Origin of the sequence: Enterococcus sp. E4-150 (assembly GCF_035726465.1) — a bacterium.
Taxonomy (GTDB): Bacteria; Bacillota; Bacilli; order Lactobacillales; family Enterococcaceae; genus Enterococcus_B; species Enterococcus_B faecium.
This window is the reverse complement of record NZ_JAPRGK010000016.1, coordinates 1-25,380: the sequence shown is the minus strand read 5'-3', so window position 1 is coordinate 25,380 and position 25,380 is coordinate 1. Positions and strand designations below refer to the sequence as shown.

The window sequence follows — 25,380 nt, the reverse complement described above, 5'->3', positions numbered from 1 at the left end:
CTCATTCCTTTCTTTGATATAATTCTCTTATCAGTAAGTGGTCTACTGAAATAATTTAAGGTGGTGAAAAAATGTTAGTTGATCCAAAAGAGTTTGCTTTAGCTGTTGTCTCTTCTTCAGATTCAAAATTAACCGTTCAAGAAAAATTCAAGTTATTCAAAGAAGCATACACATACGCTTCTAACGAGAATAATGTCGCCCTGAATGAAGCGAAACAAAATGAGCCTTCTGTCCAAGAAAAAATCAAACGTGCAAAACAATTGGGGCTGTAGCTAACGCTTTGAGGATTTCTGCAATTACGCAGATTTCCTCTTTTTTGTATTTATCTGCCAAATGATTAAATGTAGTAACAGCAGTTAAACTTAATTGCTGTTCTGGGCCATCAAAAGCTATTTCATACATTTCAAGCAATTGAAGTTTTTGTCTATTTTCAACATCTAAATCATTTGCTTCTAATTTCTTTCCTGATTCCATTTTTTCCTCTCTCTCTATTTAAATTTGTAAGCTGATAAAATTAGCTAATTTTGTTGACAGTTTCTACAAAGTTTTGTAGAATAAGTGCATAGTTAAATAAGCACAGAATTACCCTATAAATTAACATTCTAAGTTTCCCGACCTTGAATTTGTTTACTTTATTAGGTGTCTTTCTTATTGCTTGTTAGCTTATTAAATTAGCTTACGAACATATATCACTATAAAGTTTTGTAGATGTCAACGATTATCTACAAAGTTTTTAAGATGTGTTTTAGGCATGATCGGAGAATCATTATTATGACAACATTTGAGAGAGTAAAAATGTTAGCAGATAAACGCAAAATATCTATTGTCGAATTGGAAGAAAAACTTAATTTTAGTAAAAATTCACTTTATGCGTGGAAAAAGAGTAAGCCATCCATTGATAAACTAAATGCAGTTGCTGACTATTTCCATGTTTCAACAGATTATTTGCTAGGACGCACAGATGATCCTAACGCGGGAGTTGCACCAGAGGAAAGAAAACTAACCGTGGAAGAAGCTTTAGCATCTGTTATGAGTAGCGACGGAAAACCGCTCACCGATAATGATAGGGAAATACTATCAGCTATGATTGAAGCATATTTAGAGAAAAAAGATAACTAAATAAGTAGGTGAGTCATTTGGACAGTCAAATTGAAATGATAATTAATGAACTCGGCATTAAGGTAGAAGAGCGTGAAAACCTTGATGCCGATGGCCATTATGTTGCTTATATGAATACCATAGTAATAAAAGCTAATTTATCTAAGTATAGAAGACAAAGAACCTTATTACATGAATTAGGACACGCTTCTAAACATCATGATAATTATTTTTTATATAACTTAGCATTCTCTCTCCATTCAAAAATGTAATATGAGGCTGATCGCTTCATGATTGAAAAATTATTAGATAGATATATTGCAAAGTCTGAATTAGAACCACACAATATCAATTACATGAAATTTATAGAAGATAATAATTTAAGCGTTCGCTTCGAACCACTTGTGAAAGAATTATTAAAAGCTCGCATCTATTGTTATGCAGCTCTCTAAAATTTTTTAAGCAAAAAAGAACATATGTTCAAAAATAGAAAGGTGAACAAAAATGATATATACAGAATTCAAAGAATGGTTAGAAAAAAACACAACCGGATACGAAACATTTATCATCAAAGCTACTAATTATCAAATTGAAAAAAACAAAAATAGACCCCAAAAAAAACGCTGGGATGATAAGAAAATAGATAAAGCTGTATTAGAAATGTGGAAACAAGTCGTGACTAACTTGTATCAAACAATTCGTAAAGAAAAAGGAGTTCCATTAATTAACGGGAAGGAAATATGGCTTGAATTTATAGAGGAACAAGGACTGATCGAATTTTTCAATGATAGCATGGCAGAATTAGAATTTGAATAGGGGTAATATTGATGGCAATGATAAAACAATATAAAAAGAAAAATGGCGAAAAAGCATGGTACTTTAAAACTTATCTCGGTATTGATCCGCTAACTGGAAAGAAAAAATATACTACTAAACGAGGATTTAGAACACAAAAAGAAGCAAAAACAGCACTTTCTAGGTTAGAACTAGAATTACAAAAAACAGGAATGCCCACAAGTACAAATACTACTTTCAAAGAAGCAGCAGAATTATGGCTAGAAAGCTACAAAAAAACTGTAAAAGAAAGTTCATATTCAAGGACTAAAATAATCTTTAATAAACATATATATCCCAAATTTGGAAATATTAAGCTTTCTAAAATTAATACGGCATATTGTCAAAAGGTAGTAAATGATTGGAGTGAAAAAGGAACTTCAAAGCAGTACCCTCTTTTCATAAACTATATGAATAAAGTTTTTAAGTATGCTATAAATATTGGTTTAACATCTGATAATCCAACATTAAATTTACTTATTCCAAAGCCACAAATTAAAACAGAGAAGAAATTAAAATTATATACAAAAGAACAGTTGGAATTATTTCTAAATGAAGTATCTCAAGAACAGAATCCATATTTTAAAAACAGAGACTATACGCTCTTTAGACTATTAGCATTCAGCGGATGTAGAATCGGCGAAATATTAGCACTCACTTGGGACAATATTAATTTTAAAACAAATGAAATGGCCATTAAAAAAACTGTAGCTCGTTCAGATAAATATTATATATCTGAAACTCCTAAAACCAAAAAATCAAATCGAATAATTTATTTAGATGAAAAAACTATAAAGCAACTAAAATTTTGGAAGCTCGAACAAAGAAAGTACTTATTTCAATTAGGATTTGCTAAAGCTAATTATTTGTTTACCAATGACGAAAATAATTTCACAATTAATCAGTCATGGCAGAAAGATACAATATATATCGTGAGCGTGCCGGCTTACCTTATATCGGTCTGCATGGTTTTAGACATACACATGCATCAATGCTATATGAGGCAGGCGCAGATCACAAAGAAGTCCAAGAAAGAATGGGCCACGCAAATATAAAAACTACTATGGACACATATACACACATTACTAACAGCAAAAAAGAAGAAACAACACAAAAACTAACAAATTATATTAACTTCTAAGAAAGTATGGTCAAAAGTATGGTCAAAAAAAATCCCATAATTTACAAAAAAGCTCCATCCCTTGCCACACAAGAGATAGAGCAGTTTATTTATTAAGCTTCTTGAGCTACTGGATAAACAGACACTTGTTTTTTGTTACGGCCTTTACGTTCGAAACGTACTACGCCATCAACTTTTGCAAATAAAGTGTCGTCTCCACCGATACCCACGTTTACACCTGGATAGATTTTTGTACCGCGTTGACGGTAAAGAATTGATCCACCTGTAACTGTTTGTCCATCAGCACGTTTAGCACCTAGACGTTTTGATTCTGAGTCACGGCCGTTAGATGTAGAACCGCCACCTTTTTTGTGGGCAAATAATTGTAGATTCATAGATAACAACATGGTCTGCACCTCCTATTTATCATTAATTGTTTTAATTTGGATATATTCTGAGTTTTCAGCTTCTATCGATTGTAATCCTAATAAAAGATTTTCTAATAGAATCTCAGCAATATTGTTTTGTTCTTGTGTCATTCCTGAAGTGACTTCGGTATAAAGATAACCGCCTTCTTCTTCATTCATTTCAACAATCGGCTCAAAACCGGCTAATGAGGCAATCCCGTTGACAGTGCTGATCGCTAACGCAGAAACACCTGCACAAACGATATCACTTCCATAAGGACCAGCATCAGCATGCCCGGTCAAAGTGAATGAAACGATCTGACCTGCGTCATTTCGCTTAAATGTTCCTTTGATCATATATAGGCCTTCTTTCTCAAACGCTATTAAGCGTTGATCGCGTCGATAACCACTTTTGTATATGGTTGACGATGACCTTGTTTACGGTGTGAATGTTTTTTAGGTTTGTATTTGAAAGTAACGACTTTCTTTTGTTTGCCGTGTTTTTCAACAGTACCTTCAACAGTTGCACCTGCAACAGTTGGAGCGCCTACTTTTGTAGATTCGCCGCCTACTAAGATAACTTCGTCAAAAACAACTTTTTCTCCTGCTTCAACGTCAAGTTTTTCAACATAGATTGCTTGTCCCACTTCAACTTTTACTTGTTTACCACCAGTTTTAATAATTGCGTACATGCTATAAAGCACCTCCTTCTGATATACTTAGACTCGCCATCCGAAGTGACAGCATATGCTGTGCTTATTACTTGTTCTGAGCGGTTGTAGCTGTGGAGTCCACAATTACAACAGTACTAGCTTACCAGAACAGCAACCGTTAGTCAACTAAATTTAAAATCAAAAAGTAAAACAAAAATTCAAGCAATACTTCTGCTTTTCTATCCTCACAGTTCTACCAAATAAAATAGTCGCATTGTGTTTCTTTTATTCTTATAATAAAAGAAAAAGGAGGAGCATAAATGGAATACCCAAAAGAACTGATACAAGAAGCTTCTTTAAGAATGAACGGCCGTCCTGTAGAAGGATTTATCGCTGGGCAAGGACCTCTTCATCCTAAACTGATGCTCGTGGGAGAAGCCCCAGGGAAAACAGAGATTGATACGCATGTTCCTTTTAGCGGTCAAGCTGGCAAAGAATTGATGCAGGCACTTTCTTCAACTGGCTTAACACGAGAAGAGGTGTATATCACCAGTGCTGTAAGGAGCCGCCCGTATCGCGTGACTCATCGGATCAATAAACGGACACAACAGTCAGAAACTGTTTATCCAAATCGGACACCTACTCGTTCCGAAGTATTTGCGCATGCACCAATATTGGATTACGAACTGATGAAGGTCCAGCCAAAATTAATTGCGACACTTGGAAACATTGGTCTTCAACGTTTACTTGGCAAAGAATATACGGTTACCAAAAATCATGGTCAACTCTATACAGGGCCTGTCTTACAATTAACAGAACAAAAGGATGCCTACGAATGGTCAGAAAAAAACTATCGAATTCTTCCACTTTTTCATCCAGCAGCTATTTTCTACAATCGCTCCCTTGTACCTGTTATCCATCAAGACTGGCAAGTACTAGCTTCACTTTTACAGCAAGATTAAAAAGAACAGACAAGACCATAAAATCTTCAGTTTACAGTCTTGTCTGTTCTTTTTCATTGTTTTAATGGCTAATTGCAGTATATTTCGCATGTAAAGCTGTCAACGCATGAGCAACTGTTTGATGTTGATGCGTGAATGTATGTTCCCACAAGTGAGAAAGTTGTTTTTCTACTTCTGGCTGCAAGGAAGTATAGATAATCGTTTGTCCTCTTTGCTCTGCTTTTTCTTGAAATTCATCAAAAACTGCACGTGCCGTCAAATCAATACTTGGTACGCCTCGCATGGAGAAAATGACACCATCGTGATGATTTAGTTCTTCCAATTTATTTTTGAGTTTTTCTGAAGACATAAAAAACAGTGGACCACTAATATACACTACTGTCCAGTTATTCAGCTTTTCCGTTTCTGGCAGCCCCATTCTTTGCCAATCGATCGTTTCTAATGAAATCGTGATAGCAGCGCTTTTGACAACAAAAAATACACAGCCGCCGATCACCCCGATCACGATAGCAATACTTAAATCAAAGATAACTGTACAAATCATCGTAAGGATAAACAATAGAACTGCTGACCAATATTTATTAGTAAATAGCTCCTTGATCGTTTCCCATTCATTCATACGCCAAGCCGTCACGATCAAAACACCTGCAAGTGCTGGCATTGGAATCTGTGACATCACTGGCGCAAAAACAAGCATGGAGAGCAGTAAGACAACTGCATGTATCATACCAGCTAATCTAGTTTGTGCACCAGATTTGATGGCCACGCTTGTACGGGCGATGGCCGCAGTAGCAGGAATCCCGCCAAAGAAAGGAAGCAACAGATTTCCAATTCCTTGCGCCATTAATTCTTGATTGCTATCTAAGGGCTTATTTGCCATTCGGCCAGCCGAAGCACCACATAGCAAGCTTTCAATCATTCCTAATAAAGCAATGCTAATAGCTGGAACTGCCACTTGTTGCAAGGCAGAAAAGCTAAAATCTCCCATATTCAAACGATTACTACTGATCAATGTTTGTGGAATCTTACCCACAGTTGCTACTGGTAAATGGAACAATAGCATAACTGCTGTTGCCAAAATGATAGCCAGCAGCGAACTAGGCATTCGTTTCGCCCATTTTTTTGGATAGATAAACATCCCTAAAATGACTAGCCCTCCCATGATCAAAGAGGCTGTGTTTATCGGAAATCCTATCGTTTGATAACTACTTAGTTTTTCAATAACGTTTGTACCTTCCGAGTGAACACCAAATAAATTATCGATCTGACCTAATGCAATAATGATAGCAATACCTGAAGTAAACCCCGTAATTACGGGTGCTGGGATAAAAGAAGTCAGTGTTCCTAATCGGAAAAGTCCTGCTGCAAGTAAAAATAGACCCGCTAAAAAAGTAGCAAGCAATACACCTTGCATTCCCTTTGTTGCCGCAATAGACATCAAGATAGCTGCCATCGCACCTGTCGGACCTGATATTTGATAAAAACCGCCTGACAAACCGCCAATAACGATACCGGCAATGATAGCCGTAATCAAACCTGCGGCCGCATCAGCTCCGCTTGACACCCCAAAAGCCAAGGCTAAAGGCAATGCTACAGCAGCTACTGTGATCCCAGCCAAAAGATCTTTCTGAAATCTTGAAAGATCATAACCTGAAAATTCTTTTTTTAGTGAGGAAACATAATTTTTGAACACCTATCTAACTCCTTTTTCATGAAATTTTCTAAAATACCATTCATTAGAATATCATATTTCATGAGATAAAGTAATATTTTTCACAAAGTTTCCTGTTAGATAAATTCTTATTTTTTCTATATTTATAAGAAAATAGAAAGCAATGCCAACAGAGCTAGCCCACCTTGTTTGAGTAAAATCCAACGATCGCTAGTCAAACTGCCATATAATGCAACAAAAAAAATAGATATTAATAGCATACTTGTGATTTCTTTAGATGCGGAAGAAAGATAAGCTCCATAAAGTAGTCCCACTCCTAATAGTCCATTGTACACTCCTTGGTTCTTAAACAATGTTTGAACAGATTTTCTGCTTAACTCTTCTTTACTCATTTTAAAAACCCTACTTGTCGTGTCAGAATCAGTTCTCACCGTTTCGATATACATGATATAAAAAAATTCAATTGCAACTAGAGTCACTAAAATTTTCGATAGTATCGTCATATCTTCTTCCTCTTTTCTGATGAGTTTTATTTTTTTGCTCCTTATAATTGTACTCGATAAGGATGTTTTTTTATTTTATTTGCCTTTGAAAACAAACAATATTGGCACAAAAAACAAAGAAAAACCGTTAGAAACCTCAGTTTCTAACGGTTTTTTAGCGTCACAGGAGGGATTCGAACCCCCGACCGTCCGCTTAGAAGGCGGATGCTCTATCCAGCTGAGCTACTATGACAAGAATCAGCGGAACATCAATAATTATAGATAATTAAATTGCTTCTGTCAATACGAAATAGTTATTTAATTAGCAAATAATGAATTATTTTGGCCCAACTACTAAATCAATCTTTTAAAACGAGACATTCTCCTTCAGCTGTTCTAAGGTTATCAATTGAAAACAGGAGCTACATTGACTTCATGCTACTCCTGTTTATTTAGATTTCCTGTATCCTTTAATTGACTTACAAATATAGAAACTTTTACATCAAGTTCGAATTGAGCCCTCGATTCAATCGATTATCTACAGGCTGCCATAATCATGTATCACAACTCGATTGTTTCTGATTCCTTTGTCATTAAGATCACACCATCACCTAATGGCAAGATTGTCGATGTCAAATCGGGATGATCCATCACAACACGAAGAAATTCATTTAATTTACGATGGATAGCTCGTTTGCCACGGGGAATCTCTTCATCTGGGAGCAAGATCGTTCCTCCTTGGAAGATGTCATCTACCATCAAAACGCCACCTTTTCTTAACAAACGTAAGCATTCAGGTAAAAATTCAATATATTTTGATTTTGCACTATCCATAAAAATAAAGTCATACGGACCAGACAACTCCGGCAAGATATCTGCTGCTTGACCTTCAAGCAAAGTCACTTTATCTGTCAGTCCTAGACGTTCATAGTTTTTTTTAGCTTTCTCGATCATGACATCGAAACGATCAATTGTCGTAACATGAGCGTTTTCTCCGATTGTCGTGGCCATGACACTTGATGAAAAACCGATAGCTGCTCCGATCTCCAAGATTCGTTCAGGCTGAAGCTGTCCAAGTAAAAATTTCAAAAATACAACTGTTTCATGGGGAATAACTGGTACTTCTGCTACATGAGCTTCTTCTTCCAGTTTGCCTAGCTCACCCGGTAATTTTTTTTGCTGGGTACGCATAAAATCCAATAGTTCTTCTTTGACTACAGGACGATGCATCATTTCATTGCGCATACTACTCCTCCTCTTCACACATTATACGAACAACTGACTAAATCTACAAGCTGCATGAGTGTTTTCTCGTGTTTCATGTTCAGAAGAATCGTTGGATCTCTGGAATACATTTATGTTTTTAACATTCTTACAAAAATTTCTGTGTTCGTCTCCGCTTCTTTTTCAACTCTACAAAAGTATTCCATGCTGTGATTCCTGTTAGGCAAAAAGCAATCGTAAAGAATAACCCCTGAATCCATGCAAATGCCGTTTTTGAAAGGACTAGTCCAATATATGGAATCTGAAAGATGGGACTACCGATAATATTTCTCTTTTTTACTACTCCAGGCTCAATATAAGTCTTTGTATCAGCTTTTGTATAAAAATCTTCGTGGTTGTTTTCAACGGCTATTACGCGACGCGTCGAGATTTTTTTTCCTGAATTTTCATAATATGTAATAATATCTCCGACTAAAATCTCATTTGTATTTTTCGGTCGTACATATATCAGATTTCCTTGTGCATAATATGGACTCATTTCTTTGTCCTCAATAATATAAGGAGTCAAACCAAAAATTCGGGGAACCAAGACGACGAGAAGAATAAGAATTAAAAATATAATCAACGTTATAGAACTTATAAAAGTTATTTTTTTGTAATCAGGCATCGTTTTCAACTTCTTTCTTTATTCAATCCTTCTTAATCATATAATAACGATAAATTTTTTTCAAATTATAGCTGTAAAAATGTTTCCCTTTAATAATTACATGTTTCTAATTCTATTTCCTCATCTTTATCTCATTTTTTATTATAAATAATTGACGTTAGTTTAAAAAACGTTTACCCTAACATTACAAGTTTTAGAAAGGAATACCTTTATGGCTTTTTTTAATAACATATATAATAAAAAAGAATCTTTTTATTTACGTATAAAGTGGAGCATAATCATTATATTATCATTGTTATTTTTAACGGGAATTGCTTATTTCTTTTATTTTATTTTTTCTCCTGCGGACAGCAATCAAATGAAAGAAATAAAAGATTCGTGGGTTTTCTATACAAAAGATGATCCTGATTTTAAGTTTGACAGCAAGTACACTCGTACGATTCCTACCGTGGATAAAGACGAAACATTCATTATGGAAACGACACTTGAAAAACCGTTGGACGAAGCAAATTTACTAATCAAAGGAAACCATCAATGGATTACTGTATATCTAGGCGAAAAGATTTTATACCAACGGAAAGATTATCAGGAAGAAAGCAATCCCGGACTCTCATTGGCTGTGATAGATTTACCAGCAAATTATATCGGAAAAAAATTGACTCTTACAGTCTCATCTCCTTATCAGAACTATGCTGGACTGCCACCGAAAGTTTATCTAGGAACAACTGGACCATTGATTAGTTTTATTTATTCACAATCAGTGCCGCAAGTATTGACGATGATAATCGCTGTTTTTATCGCTATAGGGACCTTTTTCTATACGATCTACTTGATGTATAAACAAAAACGTCTTGAATACTCACTTATTCTCTTAAGTTGCTTTGCTTTGGCATTAGGATTTGAAGCTGTATCAGAAGATATTTTAAGTGGTATTCTTTTTGAACCATTCGTTCATTCTTTTTTATCTCATTTATTTATTATCTTAACGTCAGCTTTCATCATCTGCTACTATTGGAGCCGAATGTTTTACTATAAAAAATGGTACGGAATTTTTTGTACGTTCCAACTTTTGATTTTTATCGGCGTTCTGCTTTATGCAACTTTTACTCCTGCAGAACTTCCTGAATTAATGCCGATTGCTAATATTGCTAGTGTTATAAGCACTTTAGTCACTTCACTTGCATGCATTGGCGAAGCATATAAGAATAACCGTTTTTATGTAGCTTGTACACCTTGGATCGTCTTGGTAGCCATTATCCATTGCTTGATTTACATCCAAACGGCATTAGGTATCTATCAAACAACGATCAATTGGTCTACGATTTTATATATTATCATTCTAATCGTTATTATCAGCTACAATCTAATCGATCACATCTTAAATACCGACAAAGATCGGAGACAAGTAGATTTCTTAAAAATCAAAAATGATTTGTTGGAGCAACATTATGAGCAGCTTCGACAGCATATCCAAGAAGTAAATACACTTCGCCTGGAATTTGTCCAAGAGATGGAGAATCTGCAAGATTTAATGCATACGGACCAAACAAAAGCTAAAAACTATGTGGAAAAGATATTAGAAGAAGCAAAAAATTTCGAAATGCTGTGTTCTTTTTGCAACCACCAGGTGACAAATCTTATCTTAGCGCGTTACCAGAAGTTAGCTGCCAAACGGAATATTCAGATAACCTTCCAAGCAGATCTTCCCGAAGAACTTCCTATCAACGATGACGATCTGGCTCAACTTTTGATCCACGCTTTAGAGCATTCCTTTAGAGAAACTCATGCCATCGAAAATCCACTGTATCGAAAAATTTATTTGTCGATACACGAACAAGAGGAACATTTCGTCATTTGTTGCGAACATAGTGCACATTACGATACAAACCTATTTAGTCGAGGCATCACAGAAGAATTAGATGATCAGGAACGTTTTGACTTAATGATGATGAAAGACGTAGCGGATCGTTACACAGGAACACTAACGCAGGAAAAAGATACTTTCATTGATCGGATCACTGTTCAACTCTCTCGAAATTACCCGAATCCTGTATAAAAAATAGCGGAATCCATATATGTGGATTCCGCTATTTTTTATCTTCAATAAAGTAAGGTAAGCAATTCTTCTGGTTCTATCGCACCAAAATATTTCTTCACATCAATTTGGCTGACTATTTTTGATAGAGATGCTTTATCATATTTCTGTCCAACCAATTTTTTTTCCACGTCAGAGATATCTCCTAGTCCGAAGAAATCGCCAAAGATTTTTGCTTCTTTGATCATTCCTTCTGAGACATTCAAATGGACTTCAATCGAACCGATAGAAAAACGTTTTTGGCGAGAGAAATTGAAATCTGGAGACTTCCCGTAATTCCAATCCCAATTTCGATAATATTCCTCAGAGATTCGATTGATTTTTTTCCAATCTTCATCAGTCAATTCGTACGTTTTTACTTCTTCTACTGACTCTACGCCGAAAATTTTCAACAAGATTTCTTGACGAAATTCTTCTGTTGTCATTTTTTGCTTTTCTTCTGGAAGAAATGGTTTGATATTCGTTACACGAGAACGGATCGATTTGATTCCTTTTGATTCGATTTTGTCTTTTTTTACTTTTAATGCATTGACTACTTCATTGATATCAGAGTCGAACATAATTGTTCCATGAGCAAACATCCGACCGTTGGTAGCATACATCGCGTTGCCAGAAAATTTCATGCCATCAATGACTAGATCATTTCGGCCTTTCAATTCCGCCCCAGCAACACCCAATTCATGAAGTGCTTGGATGATTGGCTGTGTTACTTTCGCAAAGTCACGGAATGAATCCCCATCATCAGGCATGATAAAACTAAAGTTCAGGTTTCCAAAATCATGGTAGACAGCTCCGCCTCCACTTAAGCGACGGACAACATGAATGCCATTTTCTTCCACATAATCTCGATTGATTTCTTCAAGCGTATTTTGGTTTCTGCCGATGATGATTGAAGGTTCATTGATATAAAAGAGCAAAATAGGTTCATCTAAAGGCATTTCTTGCAGCAAATATTGTTCAATTGCTAAATTGATTCTTGGGTCGTGGTTTTCATTTGGTACAAAAATCATGTTCTTCCTCCTAAATGTTAAACACTTTGTCAACTGCAGCAAGTTCTATATCAATCCCTTTGCCTGCTGCCTTTTGCGCTTCATTTTTCAATTGTTCTAAATCACCAAACTGAGGTAGGTGTGTAAGTACAAGTTTCTTTACGTTAGCTGATTTCGCAAGTTCTCCAGCTTCTTTTGAAGTGAAATGGGCATGATGATGTTCATTTCCTTCAAAAAGATAGGTATCTGCTAGAAACAAATCAGCATCTTTCGCAAAATCAGCGAAACTTTCCAAATAACCTGAATCACCTGTAAATACGAATACTTTCCCCGTTGTTTCTTCTACGATACGCATGGCGTAACATACTACTGGATGGATTGTTTCCATAAAAGTAATCAGAAAAGGACCAATTTTTAATTCTTCAGCTTCAAAATAAGGATGTCCTTTTGAGACATTTTCCAACGTCAATTCTTCAAAGTGAATGGAATCTTTTGTGTGTCCATAAATTGAAAGCAATGTCTCCGGATTTCTCTTAGGATGAAGTTGCCAGTAATACTGTAATACACCAAGGTCAGCAATATGATCATGATGATAATGGCTAAGGATCACAGCATCTAGATCAAGTGGATCAAGGTGTTCTTGTAATTTGATCAGCGTAGCACTACCTGCATCGATCAACAAATTGAACCCGTCAGATTGAAGCAAATAACCTGTTGTCCCTTGATTTTTATAAGGATACGCTCCTAAGCATCCTAAAACAGTTAATTTCATCGTACATTCCCCCTCAAAGATTTATCCTACCACAAAAGTTATTTTTTTGATGAATAAACTGCTTACATGCTAAGTAAAATAGGCGTCTGGACCTCCTTTTTCAATCCGTGCTTGTTCATAAAATTCTGCAACTGACACATTCACATAAACAATGACCCACAAAAGACCGATGAACAAAGCGATTGCTCCTAGCAAATACCAGCCGATAAAAGACAGCTGCAACAAAATATACGTACCAATTCTATCTTTCAATAAAAACCAGCCATATTTCAAACATTGAATAACCGACAAATCAGGATAGTCGAACTTTGTCCATGCAGCAAATTGGAATAAACCGCCAACAATACTCATGATGAGTGCTGAAACAAAAATCATCCCTATCATCGATAAAACAAAGCTGATATCAAGAAAATCTTCTGGCATGACACCCGTAGGTACCGCATTTGAACTGAAAAGCAGCTGCATATAAGTACTCACTCCGCTGATTAAAAACATGGGCAGAAAGATTAAACTGTTGAGTAGCCAGTTGATGACTGAATTGATCAAATTGATGCCAAGTATCGAACCAAAATACTTTCTTTGGAAAACTGAAAATAAAAGGTTACTTTCTGGTCTGCCACCCCGTACAACTACTAGCGCAATGTAAAACAATGCATAGTTGAATGCGAATAAAAGTAAATTATCGACTAGAAAACTCAATAAGTGCTGCTGCATGCTTTCTTCCGGAAAAGGACTGAAACCGTCAAAAAAGTTCTGGATGACGCTCGTAAATATTATAGATAAGAAAACAAGCCAAGTATTGATTCCCCATTGATTTTCCAAAGAAACTCGTGCTTTTTTCCGATATTCAGAAATAGGTATTCTATTATTCATTATTCATAACTCCGAATTTTTTCAACTGTTTCACTATCAAGCCGTTTCACTAATTCTGTGACTAGTTTCACTGTATTCAAATAATCATCTTCATGAATCACTGATGTATGGGAATGCAGATAACGAACAGGAACGGTAATGGCTACAGACGGAACACCATCTCTTGTCAAATGCATTTGTCCTGCATCAGTTCCTCCGCCAGAAATCACTGTATATTGGAATGGAATATCCATTTCCTCTGCTACATCAATAACAAAATTCAATAATTTTTTATGCGGGATCATAGATGCATCAAAAATCAAAATCTGTGGGCCTTTTCCTAAAATCGAATCTGCTTCTTTTGGTGTCATTCCTGGAGTGTCTCCTGCTGTACCAGTATCTAAAGCAAAAGCAATATCGGGATTTACAAGGTGTGTACTTGTTCGAGCACCTCGCAAGCCTACTTCTTCTTGCACATCGCTTCCTGCGAATAAAACATTTGGGTGTGCTTCTTTAGATAGATTCTCTAATACTCGCAGAGAAACAGCTGTCCCGATACGATTATCCCATGCTTTTGCCAGTAAATATTTACTGCCATTCATTCGTTTGTATTCAATATATGGAGTGACCATATCTCCAGGACGTATGCCCCACTCTTTGGCTTCTTCTTGGCTTGATGCGCCAATATCAATGAACATATCCTTTATTTCATAAGGTTTATTTCTTACTTGAGGTGTTAAAACATGTGGTGGTTTGGAACCAATCACACCGTGGACGATTTTCCCTTCACGTGTTTTGATTTCAACTTGCTGAGCAAGCATGACTTGCCCCCACCAACCTCCAAGAGTTTGGAATTCCAAGAATCCTTTTTCGGTTATTTTTGTTACCATAAAACCAACTTCGTCCATATGTCCAGAAATAAAGACCTTGGGGCCTCCGCCAGCACCATGTTTGGCAATCACACTGCCTAAACCGTCATAAAAAATATCATCAGCGAATGGTTTGGCATATTCTCTGAATACTTCTCTTACCTCTTCTTCATTTCCAGGTACTCCTTTTGCAGAAGTTAAATCAATAAGTAGCTGTTCTTCTTTTGTATCCAAATGTTTTCCCCCATTTCTATATTCATATTGTGATTATACCATTGCTTATGATTTTTGTTCAGGCAAACTTGGTATTTTTATCTTTTATTCAGAATATTCAAAAATAAAGAAAACAAGCGAGCAACACTCGCCTGTTTTCTTTATTTTAATTGTAGTTTATCTGGTATTTGATGTTGCCAAGATTTGCTAAAAAAAGCATCGTCAAGATGATACTTACTAGCAGTAATATGATTTTCTTCTAAAAACGGTCTGATCTGTTGATCTGCAGCCAACCAGCCTTTCCAGCCTAGATGGATCGTGTCTTCCATAAAATAGTTGGTACCCGCTTGATTGACAAAATCAGCTATTCGATTGAATCCTTGGCTATTTAATTGAAATTTGATCTTTTTGGCAAATCCTTGTAACATTTCTTGAGATAGTCCGGTATAATCGCTCCATTTCTCGTTAACCGGTGGGATGATGAACAATACTTCGTTATGGTTTTTTGCTAATTGATCCAAGACCAGCTGAAAATCAGAAAATTCTGGCGAAAAACGATAATCCCAATTTTTTTGTGACTGTTTGAGCTCTGGCTCGTGGGCTCGGATACGATGCGTATAAAAATTGTTTTTCAACCCGAATGGATTATTCGTCGTTTCTCGTTCTCCAATTTGATTTGCTAAAATGGATAATTCTGTTTCTTGGTATTGTTTTGGTAATCGTTTTGACTCATGATCGATTTTTTGCTGTCGATCTTTCAACCCAATATTGCTGAATACTTCATCCTCTCTCTTCAGCATGTTCCATTGGCTGCGCAGCTGATTCAAAGATTCAGGTAAAGGTAGCTTCCCTTTTTTGATCGTTTGCAGAATCGCCGTCAACGTATCATTCTCTTTTACTTTTGAGAAAGTTAATAATCTTCTAGCTAAATAGCGATCAGCAGGCGTTACTTTCTTCATTGAAAACAACCAGTCGTATGTTTGAAGTTCAGAATAATACGTATTAAAGTAATCAGTTTTTACACCATTTTTAACGAACCACTGAGGAGAAATAATAAAGACGACTTTCTTGTTTTTCATAGCATCTCCTGCAGAACGCATCATCATATATTGGCTTAACGATTGTGTCCCGGGTGCTCCCAGCAAAAATGGACGATAGTTTCGCTGGTATTTTTCTGCCAGAACAGACGGATGAAATGGACTGATTCTGCTTAATTCACTTGAGCCAAAAAAAGGAATATATTGTTTTTCAGATAATGCATAATTTTTTATCGCATCTCCTTTCAACACGTTCACTGACATGGAAGAAGAGGCACGTCTAATCGTTTCTGGATTAGAGATATCTACTTGATAGGAGGAGGTAAAAAACACAAACAGTAAGCCAACAGCTAAAACAACCGGGCCGAAAATAGCAAAAAGTTTCTTTTTCATACTCAACCCTTCAATGCAGTTGCTTGTTGAATGATTTTATTCGGTGTGCTCCAATCCTCTCGCTCGAATTCAGATACAGGGACTTGGATATCCAGCTCTCCGTCTAGCTCGACTAATAATTGAACAGATGCTAAAGAATCAAGCAACCCTTCATCAAATAGATCAATATCACGATTTTTTCTTACTTCATCTGTTCCTGTTATTTCTTCTAAGATTGATAAAATTTGTTCTTCCATTTTCCTTTTCTCCTTTGTTATATAAATTAATATGTCACTATTCGTTAGCTAAAAAAAAGTTTATCTAAAAATCCTGAAAAAATCAGGAAGCTAAAACATACTGCTTGAAATGTCAAAAATACGGCTAAGCCATGCGTAAATTTGTTAGAAGGCAACTGCTCTTTATGCTTCTTCTTAAATCGGATCCATGCATCTGTCAGACAGATCAGACAAGCATGATACAGTCCATATACGATGTAGTACCACGTCAATCCATGCCATATACCCATTAGAAGAAACAAAGCAAAATAACCGATATTTGACATTACGATCTTGCTTTTAAAAAATTTTTTCTTCATCATGAAGAACATCAATCGCATATATACATAATCACGGAACCAAAAGGACAGCGTCATATGCCAACGATTCCAGAATTCTTTGATATTCCATGATAAAAAAGGTTTATTGAAATTGATTGGTGTCTGATACCCCATCATGTAGCTTGTACCGACTGCAAATAAGCTATAGCCAGCAAAATCAAAAAACAAATACATACTGTACACGTACATATAACCTACTAATGCCCATGAAATACCACCATGCTGTAAGGCAATGCGTCCCACTACAGGAAGCAGTACTTGACCAAAATAATAACCGATAATGAATTTATATAAAAAACCGACAAAAATATTTTGGACGCCTTTTCCCAAAAGATCAACATATTTATCACGAACAGGCGGATGGAGCTGGTCTTTTTCAAATCTCCTATAGCGATCGATTGGTCCAGAAGAGATTGTTGGAAAGAACAGCAGAAACTGGATATAACGAAATGGCTTATATGTTTTGATCATGCCATCTCTTATTTCCATGATCATTTGTACAGATTTAAAGGTTAAATAAGAGATTCCTAAAAAACCAAGTAACGATGCTTTTCCATGTTCAAAAAAAGGAGTCACTTTCGTTAAAAACAGTGGAATTATCGCTAAAATAACGGCGGCAAAAAACCATCCTGTCTGATTTTTCCTTTGCCGATAAACAAAATAGCCCCATACAAGTATCGTCTGCCACAAAACATACCCAATCAGCGCCGCTCCCTGTTGCCAATAATTACCTCCAAAGCTGACAAATAAAAAGAAAAGTGTCACTGCTGATTGATAAACTGGTAATCTTTTTTCCCATATCAATAAAGATAGAACGATCGGTACAAGCGCAATGGCTAAAAGAAAAAAATAAAACGGCTCTGCATAAGGGATCATATGAGGTAACATCATTCAGGATTCACCTCAGCTGTTAATTTTTTTCGATCGATTTTTCCATTAACTGTCTGAGGCAGCAGATCGACATAATGGAACTTCTGAGGAATCATATAATCCATCACAACTTCTAGTAATTGTTCTTTGATAGATTTAGTCAACTGAAAATCCGGCTGTTTCGTTTTGTCTTCTAATACGACAAAAGCAACCAGCTGCTGTACTTTTGTTCCTTGGTATTTTGGTACGACGACAGCTTGTTTGATTCGGTTGTCTTGGAGCAGATAATGTTCGATATCCCCGAGTTCAATCCGGTATCCATGTAATTTGACCTGCTGATCCATACGTCCTTCATAAAATAAAAGCCCATCTTCATCTAGTCTACCTGCATCCCCTGTATGGTAACTTGCTAAGTCATTTTGACAAAAGAACGCAGCAGCTGTCTTTTCGGGATTGTTCAGGTAACCTTTTGATACGCTTGGTCCTGCAATAATGATTTCACCCGTTTCTCCTTTTGAAACAGGTTTGCCTTCTTGGACAATAGAAACTTTCGTGTCTTTTTTTACGTAGCCAATCGGTAGTCGGTCATAACTATCTAGTACATGCTGGTCAATCTGAATACTTGAAATAGCTACAGTTGCTTCTGTTGGACCGTAAGTATTATATATCCGTGCATTTGGGAATCGATCAAGTAGACTTTCTGCAGTTTTTTTCGTCAATTCTTCTCCGCAAAATAAAAACATGTCCAATTCCGGCACATTTTCTCCATTGAATGTAGGTTCCATCAAGCAAATATCCATAAATGATGGAGTAGAAACCCATACATTCAACTTCAAGGCTGGCAATGTCGCGAATAATTGACGAAAGTCTTGAACAACTGCTTTATTTAACGGCTTCAGCATTCCGCCAGAAACTAATGCAGGATAAATAGAAAATACCGATAAATCAAAAGAAAATGGCGCTTGGGCTAAGAAATGCATACCAGGCTTGATCCCAAAGTCTTCCATCGTCCATTGAACAAAGCTGACTAGATTATCATGACTGATTTGTACGCCTTTTGGTTCTCCAGTAGTACCAGAAGTAAAAATAATATAAAAATTTTCTGTACCTTTTACGCTATTTCTGGGATAAAATCCTACTGGTATCTTCTTGATTTCTGGAAATTCTTTTTTTGTTATGACAGGAACCGAAGGAATATCTTCTATCCAGTCCCCGATACTGATGACCATAGATGGTTTAGCCACCCGAAAGATCGACAGGATACGCTCCTTGGGTGTATGCTCTTCAATCGGCAAATAGGCATGGCCAGATTTGACAACCCCTAGAAATGAGACAATCATTTCAAACTCCAAATTGCCAAAAACGACAATTGGTCCATCACCTTCTACCTTTTTTTCTAAATAATAAGCAAGTGCGTCTGATGCTTGTTTCAATTCACCAAAAGTATGCGTCTCATCCGCCTGATAAGCAACTCGATCAGGTTCATTTATTCCCCAATCATCGATTGCTTCAATAATCGTTTTGATTTCCATACTCTTCCTCCTAAAATTCGTTATAGATAAAAGTTCCTCCTTGAATATTTTTATAGTGATACAGATAAATCAGGAACAGCAGTACTGCACTATAAAAAATTGTTCGAATGATGAATTTTCCCCAATAATTCAATTTTGGATTAGAGCGCCATTTGTTCATTGGATTCCCTCCTCATATAACCTCACACAAAGTGTAACTAATTTTGACAAAAAGAAACATGTGTCTAGCTTACAGAAACCGTTTTTTTACTAACAGTTTTGTCACATAGCTTTTATAAAAATAGCACATCAAATCACTGCTTTTTTCTTTATAATTTCTCGTACTTTAAAAAAATATAAAAAATAAAGAGGTTGTGACAAAAATCGTGTCACAACCTCTTATTCCAAATAAATGGTATTCAAAATTTAGTTCTATTTATTATCTTGTCTTATTCCGTATATCATTCCTCGATAATCCGACAATATAACTGACTCGTAATGACATAAAGCAAAAGATAGATAAGGATCAATAAGCCACTCACAAGATAGGCCAACCAGTAATCGGCAGTTTTTATATACTGAGTGAAGACATTGATTGCAAATACTGCGTGAGTGATCCCTAATATCATGGGTGGAAAGAAGGTAAGTGCGTTTTGCTCGAATATCATCCGTCTGATCCTTCTTTGTGGAATCCCCAGCTTAGTCAATAGGTGATAATTTTCTTTTTCTTCCTCTGCTTCTGCTAATTGCCGGACTGTCAAAATACTACCAGTAGCAATAATCACGATCATCCCGACAAATAGTGTGACAAAAATATTGATACCGATTCGCCGATTGACTGCACGCAATTTCGAATAGCTAGAAGAGAAATTCAAACGAGAGCTTTCTTGGCTAAATTGTGCTTCCTTCATTTGGTCATCCGGAAGTTTCTTTGTGCTAATTTCTCCTTGTAGACTTCCATTTACGATATCATAAGAATAATAAACAGCATTGAGCCACTTTATCGACAGGTCATTGCTCAGTCGTTCATCTATTTTTTCATTATTTCCACCTGATACATCTACATTGACTACTTGATAATCCACACCTTTTGCTTTTTCAAAAACGGTATCATCTACAATCAGTACAGGACTTAGATATACCATTGTTTCGTCACCTAATACACTTGGAAGCATTTGTTGAATCTTCAATTCTTGATTATCTGGCAGTCCAATACTAGATCCATATAATGAAATATTCCGAAAAAGAGTTTGCATTTGATCAAGCAAAACAGTATGATCAGGTGATTTCAAAGAAATGTTCGGCAAATCTGGATTAACTTTTCTGAAGGCTTGATATTGTGTTTTCGTGATCAGATTAGCAGTTTGAAACATAGGTTCTTCGAGATTTTGACTATAGATACTCCCAATGACTTTATAATGCAAGGTGATTTCTTTAGTTATCTTCTGCCCTTCCTCTGCTAGAATCGGCTTGATTTTTTTCTCTGTCTCAACATCAAACTGATAGTCCATCGGGGAGGAAACTTTCTCCTGGTAGGATAAAATAGTAGAGATACTAGCCGTGCCGCCAATTGTCATTAAAGAAATTCCGAGAATGACTGTAATCAGAGAATTTGTACGCCAACTTTTGAGCAAATGAACTTGCGTGTTACCCATTATCAAAAAATTGATACCATAGTAATAAATCTTCCATTTACTCAATATGATCAAAAATAACCGAAATGTATAACAGAAAAACAAATAAGTACCGACCACACAAACGAAAAAAATTAAAAAAGGAAAAAAGAAAACTAATGTATCAAGATAATGATAACTGATCATCCATGAAGTGATTTCCCTAAAATGACTAGCTCCAAAATATCCGCTCGTTAAAAGTAGTAACCCGATGACTGCGAGTAATCGGTGCCTTGTCCTGAAGCGCATTGTTGAACTATCTGCTTGTTCTTTTTCTCCAAAACTTCGAATCATTGGATAGCGCCATATTTTCCATATTGAATATACAGATACTGCTAAAAGGATGATGAAAAAAGCAAATAAAGTATCTACTACTGATGGAATGGAGATAAAAAATGGACTAGTAAGATCCATATCCATCATTCGAACCAAAATCATTGAAAAGAGTTTGGAAAAAATAATACCGAGTAATATCCCAGAAATACAGGCGAACAATCCAATTATCATGATTTCTAACACATATATACCTGATATCTGCAGTTTATTCATACCAAAAAGCTGATAGATGCCTATTTCCTTTTGCCTTCTATTCAAGAAAAATCGGTTGGCACTGAATACGAAAAAAAGCAAAACAACAGTAATGATAAATCCGCCAAAACTCAATCCACCATCTATCGAAGTATCTTGACTTGCTCTTCTGACTAAAGATTGATCGTAGGTCATTGCGCTGAAGGAATAATAGATCATTACGGATAAAGTCAAACTGAAAAAATAAACAAGATAGCCTCGTGACTGCCGAAAAAAACTTTTAACGGCTAGTTTATACAGCATTCATTTTTCCTCCTCCGCCAATCGTCGCCTGCATGTCTATTACTTTCTCAAAGAACTCTCTTCTTGTCCCTCTTCTGACAACTTCAGAAAAAATCACACCATCTTTAATAAATAAAATTCTATCGCAGTAGCTTGCTGTATATGGATCATGGGTGACTAACAGTATCGTTGCTTTTTCTTTTTGATTCATGGTCTTCAAGTAGTTCAACAATTCTGTAGCCGACTTCGAGTCCAAAGAGCCAGTTGGTTCATCTGCAAAAATCACTTGTGGCTGAACAACAAGTGCTCTAGCAGCTGCAATTCGTTGTCTCTGTCCGACAGAAAGTTCATCGGGATACCGTTTGAGCAGTTCTTCTATATTCAACAATTGAGCTACATGTCTTACTCTCTTTTCCATTTCCTCTTTAGTCATCCGTTCAACTGCTAGGGGCAATAGGATATTGTCTTTTGCATTTAGGGTATCGATCAAATTGAACTCTTGAAAAATGAATCCTAGTTTTTTTCGACGAAAGTCACTGAGCTCACTATTTTTCATTTTTGTGATTTCTTTTCCTTGGATCGAGACACTGCCCATCGTAGGCAAATTGATCGTGGACAAGATATTCATCAGCGTTGTCTTTCCTGCACCACTTGGGCCCATAATCCCAACAAACTCGCCTTCTTCTACTGTGAATGAGATATTATCTAAGGCTTTGACGGGAGAAAGTTTGCTGCCGTAGCTTTTACTTAGATGTTTCACTTCGATCATCTTTTCCAATTCTTCTCCTCCTCTTTCATTTTTCATTTCTATTTATTTGCATAGTAGCATATCTACGAATAATTTGCTCTTATGTTTTTGTCACTTTTACTTGGACTGAATAAAAAATTTTATTCAATTATTTTATTCAGCAAAATTAAATATGCAAAAAACAAATCTACCAGCTACAAGTTTTCACCTTTTTTCACAATAAAATATACACTACATATAGTATAGAAATCCAATTATACAGCACATTGAATACTATATATGGCCGATATTTAGTTGCTCCTTCCCAGATTTTGTTTTATGATAGACAAGAACAATTTAGCAGGAGTTGAAGATAATGAAAGTAAATTATGAAGAAAAAACTGTCGTTACTCAGCAGCCAGAGACATCCCAGATGAAAGTCATCAAACGCGATGGCCGCCATGTTGATTTCGATGAACAAAAGATCAATGAAGCACTGATCAAAGCAGAAAAGAAAATTCACGGCTCATTATCACCACTTACTTATGAAAAAATTCAAATGATTGCAGACTTGGTTGTCCAAGAAATCAAAAGCCGGTTTGCTGAAAATGTCAAAATCTATGAGATTCAAAACATCGTGGAACATATATTACTAGAAAAAAACGAATATGAATTAGCAGAAGAGTACATCAATTATCGTACCAAACGAGATTTTGCTCGCAGTAAAGCAACAGATATCAACTTTTCGATTGAAAAGCTAATCAACAAGGACCAAACTGTCGTGAACGAAAACGCAAATAAAGACAGTAATGTTTTCAATACACAGCGAGATCTGACAGCCGGGATCGTTGGAAAATCAATCGGACTGAAAATGTTGCCACCACATATAGCAAATGCGCATCAAAAAGGCGATATCCATTACCATGATTTGGATTATCATCCTTATACACCGATGACGAATTGCTGCTTGATTGATTTCAAAGGCATGCTGAACAATGGTTTCAAAATCGGCAATGCCGAAGTCGAATCGCCAAAATCTATCCAGACCGCCACAGCACAAATCTCACAGATTATTGCCAATGTAGCGTCAAGTCAATATGGTGGCTGTTCTGCCGACCGAACAGATGAATTGCTTGCTCCTTTTGCAGAATTGAACTATAAAAAACATCTAAAAGACGCGGAAGAATGGATCGATTCGCCAGAACGCCAAAAAGAATATGCAAAAGCAAAAACCAAAAAAGATATCTTCGATGCTATGCAAAGTTTGGAATATGAAATCAATACCTTATTTACTTCAAATGGACAAACTCCTTTCACTTCATTAGGATTTGGACTAGGAGAAAACTGGTTTGAAAGAGAAATTCAAAAAGCAATTTTACAGATTCGAATCAATGGATTAGGGAGTGAAAAGCGGACAGCTATCTTCCCTAAACTGATCTTCACTTTGAAAAAAGGTGTGAACTTAAACCCTGAAGATCCTAATTACGACATCAAACAACTAGCATTGGAATGTGCAACGAAAAGAATGTATCCTGATATTCTGAATTACGATAAAATCGTTGAATTAACTGGAAGTTTCAAAGTACCTATGGGCTGTCGTTCATTCTTGCAAGGGTGGAAAGACGAAAATGGTCAAGAAGTAAATGTCGGACGAATGAATTTAGGTGTTGTTACATTGAATTTGCCAAGAATCGCGATCGAATCAAAAGGAGATCAGAATAAATTCTGGCAGTTACTGTCTGACCGCTTAGAAATCATGAAAGATGCGCTTCTCTATCGTGTAGAACGTTGTAAAGAAGCCATTCCTGCAAATGCACCAATTTTATATATGTATGGTGCTTTCGGGAAACGTCTTTCACGTACCGATTCTGTCAATGAATTATTCAAAAACCGTCGAGCTACTGTATCGTTAGGCTACATTGGATTATATGAAGTTGCTTCAGCTTTCTTCGGTGGCGAATGGGAAACAAACCCAGAAGCAAAAGCTTTCACACTTGATATCGTCAAAGAATTAAAAGCTAATGCAGATGCATGGGGGGATGAATATGGTTATCATTTCAGTGTCTATTCAACTCCAAGTGAAAGTCTAACTGACCGTTTCTGCCGTTTGGATACAGAAAAATTCGGCATCATCGAAAATATCACAGATAAAGAATATTATACAAACAGTTTCCACTATGATGTGCGTAAAAACCCAACGCCATTTGAAAAATTGGAATTTGAGAAGGATTATCCAAAATATTGTTCAGGTGGATTCATCCACTACTGTGAATACCCTATGCTCCAACAAAATCCGAAAGCTTTAGAAGCTGTATGGGATTTTGCATATGACAAAATCGGGTATCTTGGTACGAATACGCCAATCGATCATTGCTATCAATGTGGTTTCGAAGGTGATTTCAAACCGACAGAACGAGGATTCGAATGTCCAGAATGTGGAAATCATGATCCAAAAACATGTGATGTAGTCAAACGTACTTGTGGCTATTTAGGAAATCCGCAAGCTCGTCCGATGGTACATGGCCGCCATAAAGAAATTTCCTCACGTGTGAAACACATGAAATGAGGTTGTGAAAAAGCTGTCCTGCATCAATTAATAAGAATAGCTAAACAAAAATAGCTCCTCATATTTTTCGTTTAGTTGGGCTTATTACCGCAGATGCAAGCTTTTGAACACCGTTTAGTGGAGAGGTTGTGAAAAAGCTGTTCTGCATCAAGTAATAAGAACAGCTAAACAAAAATAGCTCCTCATATTTTTCGTTTAGTTGGGCTTATTACCGCAGATGCAAGCTTTTGAACACCGTTTAGTGGAGAGGTTGTGAAAAAGCTGGTCTGCATCAAGTAATAAGAACAGC

General features: G+C 36.3%; 25 protein-coding genes, 1 tRNA gene, 2 pseudogenes and 1 other annotated feature. Of the genes and pseudogenes, 8 read left to right on the top strand and 20 right to left on the bottom strand.

Features of this window, described 5'->3' with window-relative positions:
• Nucleotides 1–71 precede the first annotated feature (71 nt).
• Nucleotides 72–272 carry a hypothetical protein gene (locus OZ002_RS11470; RefSeq protein ID WP_002321999.1) on the top strand — a complete coding sequence of 67 codons (201 nt, stop codon included), beginning with the start codon at nt 72–74 and terminating at the stop codon, nt 270–272.
• Here OZ002_RS11470 and OZ002_RS11465 read toward each other — a convergent pair.
• Nucleotides 244–474 carry a hypothetical protein gene (locus OZ002_RS11465; RefSeq protein ID WP_002391670.1) on the bottom strand — a complete coding sequence of 77 codons (231 nt, stop codon included), beginning with the start codon at nt 472–474 and terminating at the stop codon, nt 244–246. The two genes, OZ002_RS11470 and OZ002_RS11465, sit on opposite strands and share 29 nt — an antisense overlap.
• A gap of 297 nt (nt 475–771) precedes the next feature.
• Between OZ002_RS11465 and OZ002_RS11460 the strand changes: the two genes are divergently transcribed.
• The 4 genes and pseudogenes from OZ002_RS11460 to OZ002_RS11445 all read left to right on the top strand — a co-directional run bounded on the left by OZ002_RS11460 (nt 772) and on the right by OZ002_RS11445 (nt 3,073).
• A complete protein-coding gene (locus OZ002_RS11460) occupies nt 772–1,119 on the top strand; it encodes a helix-turn-helix domain-containing protein (RefSeq protein WP_002301535.1) in 348 nt (115 codons plus the stop codon).
• Nucleotides 1,120–1,154: 35 nt separating this feature from the next.
• Nucleotides 1,155–1,550 (top strand): annotated as a pseudogene (locus tag OZ002_RS11455) (ImmA/IrrE family metallo-endopeptidase).
• A 52-nt stretch (nt 1,551–1,602) separates the two neighbouring features.
• The gene (locus OZ002_RS11450) at nt 1,603–1,914 is read left to right on the top strand and encodes a hypothetical protein (RefSeq protein WP_002391668.1); all 312 of its coding nucleotides are present in this window, start codon (nt 1,603–1,605) and stop codon (nt 1,912–1,914) included.
• Nucleotides 1,915–1,925: 11 nt separating this feature from the next.
• Nucleotides 1,926–3,073, top strand: a pseudogene (locus OZ002_RS11445) (tyrosine-type recombinase/integrase).
• A 92-nt stretch (nt 3,074–3,165) separates the two neighbouring features.
• Here the strand turns inward: OZ002_RS11445 and rpmA are convergent.
• The 3 genes from rpmA to rplU are packed head-to-tail and all read right to left on the bottom strand — an operon-like array spanning nt 3,166 to nt 4,151.
• Nucleotides 3,166–3,459, bottom strand: a complete 294-nt coding sequence (rpmA, locus tag OZ002_RS11440; RefSeq protein ID WP_002289452.1) for a 50S ribosomal protein L27 — start codon at nt 3,457–3,459, stop codon at nt 3,166–3,168.
• 12 nt (nt 3,460–3,471) lie between these two features.
• Nucleotides 3,472–3,816, bottom strand: coding sequence for a ribosomal-processing cysteine protease Prp (locus OZ002_RS11435; RefSeq protein ID WP_002289451.1), 345 nt, complete (start codon nt 3,814–3,816; stop codon nt 3,472–3,474).
• A gap of 26 nt (nt 3,817–3,842) precedes the next feature.
• Nucleotides 3,843–4,151 carry a 50S ribosomal protein L21 gene (gene rplU, locus OZ002_RS11430; protein ID WP_002289450.1) on the bottom strand — a complete coding sequence of 103 codons (309 nt, stop codon included), beginning with the start codon at nt 4,149–4,151 and terminating at the stop codon, nt 3,843–3,845.
• A gap of 19 nt (nt 4,152–4,170) precedes the next feature.
• Nucleotides 4,171–4,247: a sequence feature (ribosomal protein L21 leader region), on the bottom strand.
• 185 nt (nt 4,248–4,432) lie between these two features.
• On the opposite strand from rplU, the gene OZ002_RS11425 reads away from it, so the two are divergent.
• Complete coding sequence (locus OZ002_RS11425; RefSeq protein WP_002343047.1) at nt 4,433–5,074, top strand: uracil-DNA glycosylase; 642 nt, start codon at nt 4,433–4,435, stop codon at nt 5,072–5,074.
• A 61-nt stretch (nt 5,075–5,135) separates the two neighbouring features.
• Here OZ002_RS11425 and OZ002_RS11420 read toward each other — a convergent pair whose 3' ends face one another.
• From OZ002_RS11420 to OZ002_RS11400, 5 genes are all read right to left on the bottom strand, one after another.
• On the bottom strand, nt 5,136–6,767 hold the full coding sequence (locus OZ002_RS11420) for a SulP family inorganic anion transporter (RefSeq protein ID WP_002294025.1): 1,632 nt from the start codon (nt 6,765–6,767) through the stop codon (nt 5,136–5,138).
• Nucleotides 6,768–6,889: 122 nt separating this feature from the next.
• On the bottom strand, nt 6,890–7,249 hold the full coding sequence (locus OZ002_RS11415; protein WP_002323271.1) for a DUF1304 domain-containing protein: 360 nt from the start codon (nt 7,247–7,249) through the stop codon (nt 6,890–6,892).
• 158 nt (nt 7,250–7,407) lie between these two features.
• Nucleotides 7,408–7,481: transfer RNA gene (locus OZ002_RS11410), tRNA-Arg, on the bottom strand.
• Nucleotides 7,482–7,789: 308 nt separating this feature from the next.
• Nucleotides 7,790–8,473, bottom strand: coding sequence for an O-methyltransferase (locus tag OZ002_RS11405; protein WP_002288107.1), 684 nt, complete (start codon nt 8,471–8,473; stop codon nt 7,790–7,792).
• 127 nt (nt 8,474–8,600) lie between these two features.
• Nucleotides 8,601–9,119 (bottom strand): signal peptidase I, encoded by a 519-nt coding sequence (locus OZ002_RS11400; protein WP_002299609.1) that lies wholly within the window; start codon nt 9,117–9,119, stop codon nt 8,601–8,603.
• Between the two features lie 211 nt (nt 9,120–9,330).
• Between OZ002_RS11400 and OZ002_RS11395 the strand changes: the two genes are divergently transcribed.
• Entirely contained in the window at nt 9,331–11,175 is a 1,845-nt protein-coding gene (locus tag OZ002_RS11395) for a membrane protein (RefSeq protein ID WP_002332097.1), read from the top strand.
• Nucleotides 11,176–11,219: 44 nt separating this feature from the next.
• On the opposite strand, the gene OZ002_RS11390 is transcribed toward OZ002_RS11395, so the two are convergent.
• The 11 genes from OZ002_RS11390 to OZ002_RS11340 all read right to left on the bottom strand — a co-directional run bounded on the left by OZ002_RS11390 (nt 11,220) and on the right by OZ002_RS11340 (nt 22,576).
• On the bottom strand, nt 11,220–12,224 hold the full coding sequence (locus OZ002_RS11390) for a lipoate--protein ligase (protein WP_002288102.1): 1,005 nt from the start codon (nt 12,222–12,224) through the stop codon (nt 11,220–11,222).
• A gap of 10 nt (nt 12,225–12,234) precedes the next feature.
• A complete protein-coding gene (locus OZ002_RS11385) occupies nt 12,235–12,975 on the bottom strand; it encodes an MBL fold metallo-hydrolase (RefSeq protein WP_002288100.1) in 741 nt (246 codons plus the stop codon).
• A gap of 69 nt (nt 12,976–13,044) precedes the next feature.
• The gene (locus tag OZ002_RS11380; RefSeq protein WP_325083354.1) at nt 13,045–13,848 is read right to left on the bottom strand and encodes a DUF975 family protein; all 804 of its coding nucleotides are present in this window, start codon (nt 13,846–13,848) and stop codon (nt 13,045–13,047) included.
• Entirely contained in the window at nt 13,848–14,930 is a 1,083-nt protein-coding gene (locus OZ002_RS11375; RefSeq protein WP_002288096.1) for a M42 family metallopeptidase, read from the bottom strand. The genes OZ002_RS11380 and OZ002_RS11375 overlap by 1 nt, the downstream gene beginning before the upstream one ends.
• Nucleotides 14,931–15,070: 140 nt before the next feature.
• Nucleotides 15,071–16,339, bottom strand: coding sequence for a D-alanyl-lipoteichoic acid biosynthesis protein DltD (gene dltD, locus OZ002_RS11370; RefSeq protein ID WP_104836899.1), 1,269 nt, complete (start codon nt 16,337–16,339; stop codon nt 15,071–15,073).
• A 2-nt stretch (nt 16,340–16,341) separates the two neighbouring features.
• A complete protein-coding gene (gene dltC, locus OZ002_RS11365) occupies nt 16,342–16,575 on the bottom strand; it encodes a D-alanine--poly(phosphoribitol) ligase subunit DltC (RefSeq protein WP_002288092.1) in 234 nt (77 codons plus the stop codon).
• 44 nt (nt 16,576–16,619) lie between these two features.
• Nucleotides 16,620–17,825: a D-alanyl-lipoteichoic acid biosynthesis protein DltB gene (gene dltB / locus OZ002_RS11360; protein WP_002288090.1), complete on the bottom strand. Its 1,206-nt coding sequence runs from the start codon at nt 17,823–17,825 to the stop codon at nt 16,620–16,622.
• On the bottom strand, nt 17,822–19,336 hold the full coding sequence (gene dltA, locus OZ002_RS11355; RefSeq protein ID WP_156249179.1) for a D-alanine--poly(phosphoribitol) ligase subunit DltA: 1,515 nt from the start codon (nt 19,334–19,336) through the stop codon (nt 17,822–17,824). The genes dltB and dltA overlap by 4 nt, the downstream gene beginning before the upstream one ends.
• A 10-nt stretch (nt 19,337–19,346) precedes the next feature.
• On the bottom strand, nt 19,347–19,496 hold the full coding sequence (locus OZ002_RS11350; protein ID WP_002288113.1) for a teichoic acid D-Ala incorporation-associated protein DltX: 150 nt from the start codon (nt 19,494–19,496) through the stop codon (nt 19,347–19,349).
• Nucleotides 19,497–19,776: 280 nt separating this feature from the next.
• Nucleotides 19,777–21,819 (bottom strand): ABC transporter permease, encoded by a 2,043-nt coding sequence (locus OZ002_RS11345; RefSeq protein ID WP_156249180.1) that lies wholly within the window; start codon nt 21,817–21,819, stop codon nt 19,777–19,779.
• On the bottom strand, nt 21,809–22,576 hold the full coding sequence (locus tag OZ002_RS11340) for an ABC transporter ATP-binding protein (RefSeq protein ID WP_002304285.1): 768 nt from the start codon (nt 22,574–22,576) through the stop codon (nt 21,809–21,811). Before OZ002_RS11340 ends, OZ002_RS11345 begins: the two co-directional genes overlap by 11 nt.
• Before the next feature lie 325 nt (nt 22,577–22,901).
• Between OZ002_RS11340 and nrdD the strand changes: the two genes are divergently transcribed.
• Nucleotides 22,902–25,091: an anaerobic ribonucleoside-triphosphate reductase gene (gene nrdD / locus OZ002_RS11335; protein ID WP_002288083.1), complete on the top strand. Its 2,190-nt coding sequence runs from the start codon at nt 22,902–22,904 to the stop codon at nt 25,089–25,091.
• Nucleotides 25,092–25,380 lie beyond the last annotated feature (289 nt).

Coding starts and splice junctions, on each gene's coding strand:
- OZ002_RS11395 (WP_002332097.1), top strand. CDS start 9,331: ATGGCTTTTTTTAATAACATATATAATAAAAAAGAATCTTTTTATTTA.
- OZ002_RS11465 (WP_002391670.1), bottom strand. CDS start 474: ATGGAATCAGGAAAGAAATTAGAAGCAAATGATTTAGATGTTGAAAAT.
- dltD (WP_104836899.1), bottom strand. CDS start 16,339: ATGAAAAAGAAACTTTTTGCTATTTTCGGCCCGGTTGTTTTAGCTGTT.
- OZ002_RS11450 (WP_002391668.1), top strand. CDS start 1,603: ATGATATATACAGAATTCAAAGAATGGTTAGAAAAAAACACAACCGGA.
- OZ002_RS11405 (WP_002288107.1), bottom strand. CDS start 8,473: ATGCGCAATGAAATGATGCATCGTCCTGTAGTCAAAGAAGAACTATTG.
- OZ002_RS11390 (WP_002288102.1), bottom strand. CDS start 12,224: ATGATTTTTGTACCAAATGAAAACCACGACCCAAGAATCAATTTAGCA.
- rplU (WP_002289450.1), bottom strand. CDS start 4,151: ATGTACGCAATTATTAAAACTGGTGGTAAACAAGTAAAAGTTGAAGTG.
- rpmA (WP_002289452.1), bottom strand. CDS start 3,459: ATGTTGTTATCTATGAATCTACAATTATTTGCCCACAAAAAAGGTGGC.
- OZ002_RS11470 (WP_002321999.1), top strand. CDS start 72: ATGTTAGTTGATCCAAAAGAGTTTGCTTTAGCTGTTGTCTCTTCTTCA.
- OZ002_RS11425 (WP_002343047.1), top strand. CDS start 4,433: ATGGAATACCCAAAAGAACTGATACAAGAAGCTTCTTTAAGAATGAAC.
- OZ002_RS11380 (WP_325083354.1), bottom strand. CDS start 13,848: ATGAATAATAGAATACCTATTTCTGAATATCGGAAAAAAGCACGAGTT.
- OZ002_RS11460 (WP_002301535.1), top strand. CDS start 772: ATGACAACATTTGAGAGAGTAAAAATGTTAGCAGATAAACGCAAAATA.
- OZ002_RS11385 (WP_002288100.1), bottom strand. CDS start 12,975: ATGAAATTAACTGTTTTAGGATGCTTAGGAGCGTATCCTTATAAAAAT.
- nrdD (WP_002288083.1), top strand. CDS start 22,902: ATGAAAGTAAATTATGAAGAAAAAACTGTCGTTACTCAGCAGCCAGAG.
- OZ002_RS11435 (WP_002289451.1), bottom strand. CDS start 3,816: ATGATCAAAGGAACATTTAAGCGAAATGACGCAGGTCAGATCGTTTCA.
- OZ002_RS11345 (WP_156249180.1), bottom strand. CDS start 21,819: ATGCTGTATAAACTAGCCGTTAAAAGTTTTTTTCGGCAGTCACGAGGC.
- OZ002_RS11415 (WP_002323271.1), bottom strand. CDS start 7,249: ATGACGATACTATCGAAAATTTTAGTGACTCTAGTTGCAATTGAATTT.
- OZ002_RS11350 (WP_002288113.1), bottom strand. CDS start 19,496: ATGAACAAATGGCGCTCTAATCCAAAATTGAATTATTGGGGAAAATTC.
- dltA (WP_156249179.1), bottom strand. CDS start 19,336: ATGGAAATCAAAACGATTATTGAAGCAATCGATGATTGGGGAATAAAT.
- dltB (WP_002288090.1), bottom strand. CDS start 17,825: ATGATGTTACCTCATATGATCCCTTATGCAGAGCCGTTTTATTTTTTT.
- dltC (WP_002288092.1), bottom strand. CDS start 16,575: ATGGAAGAACAAATTTTATCAATCTTAGAAGAAATAACAGGAACAGAT.
- OZ002_RS11400 (WP_002299609.1), bottom strand. CDS start 9,119: ATGCCTGATTACAAAAAAATAACTTTTATAAGTTCTATAACGTTGATT.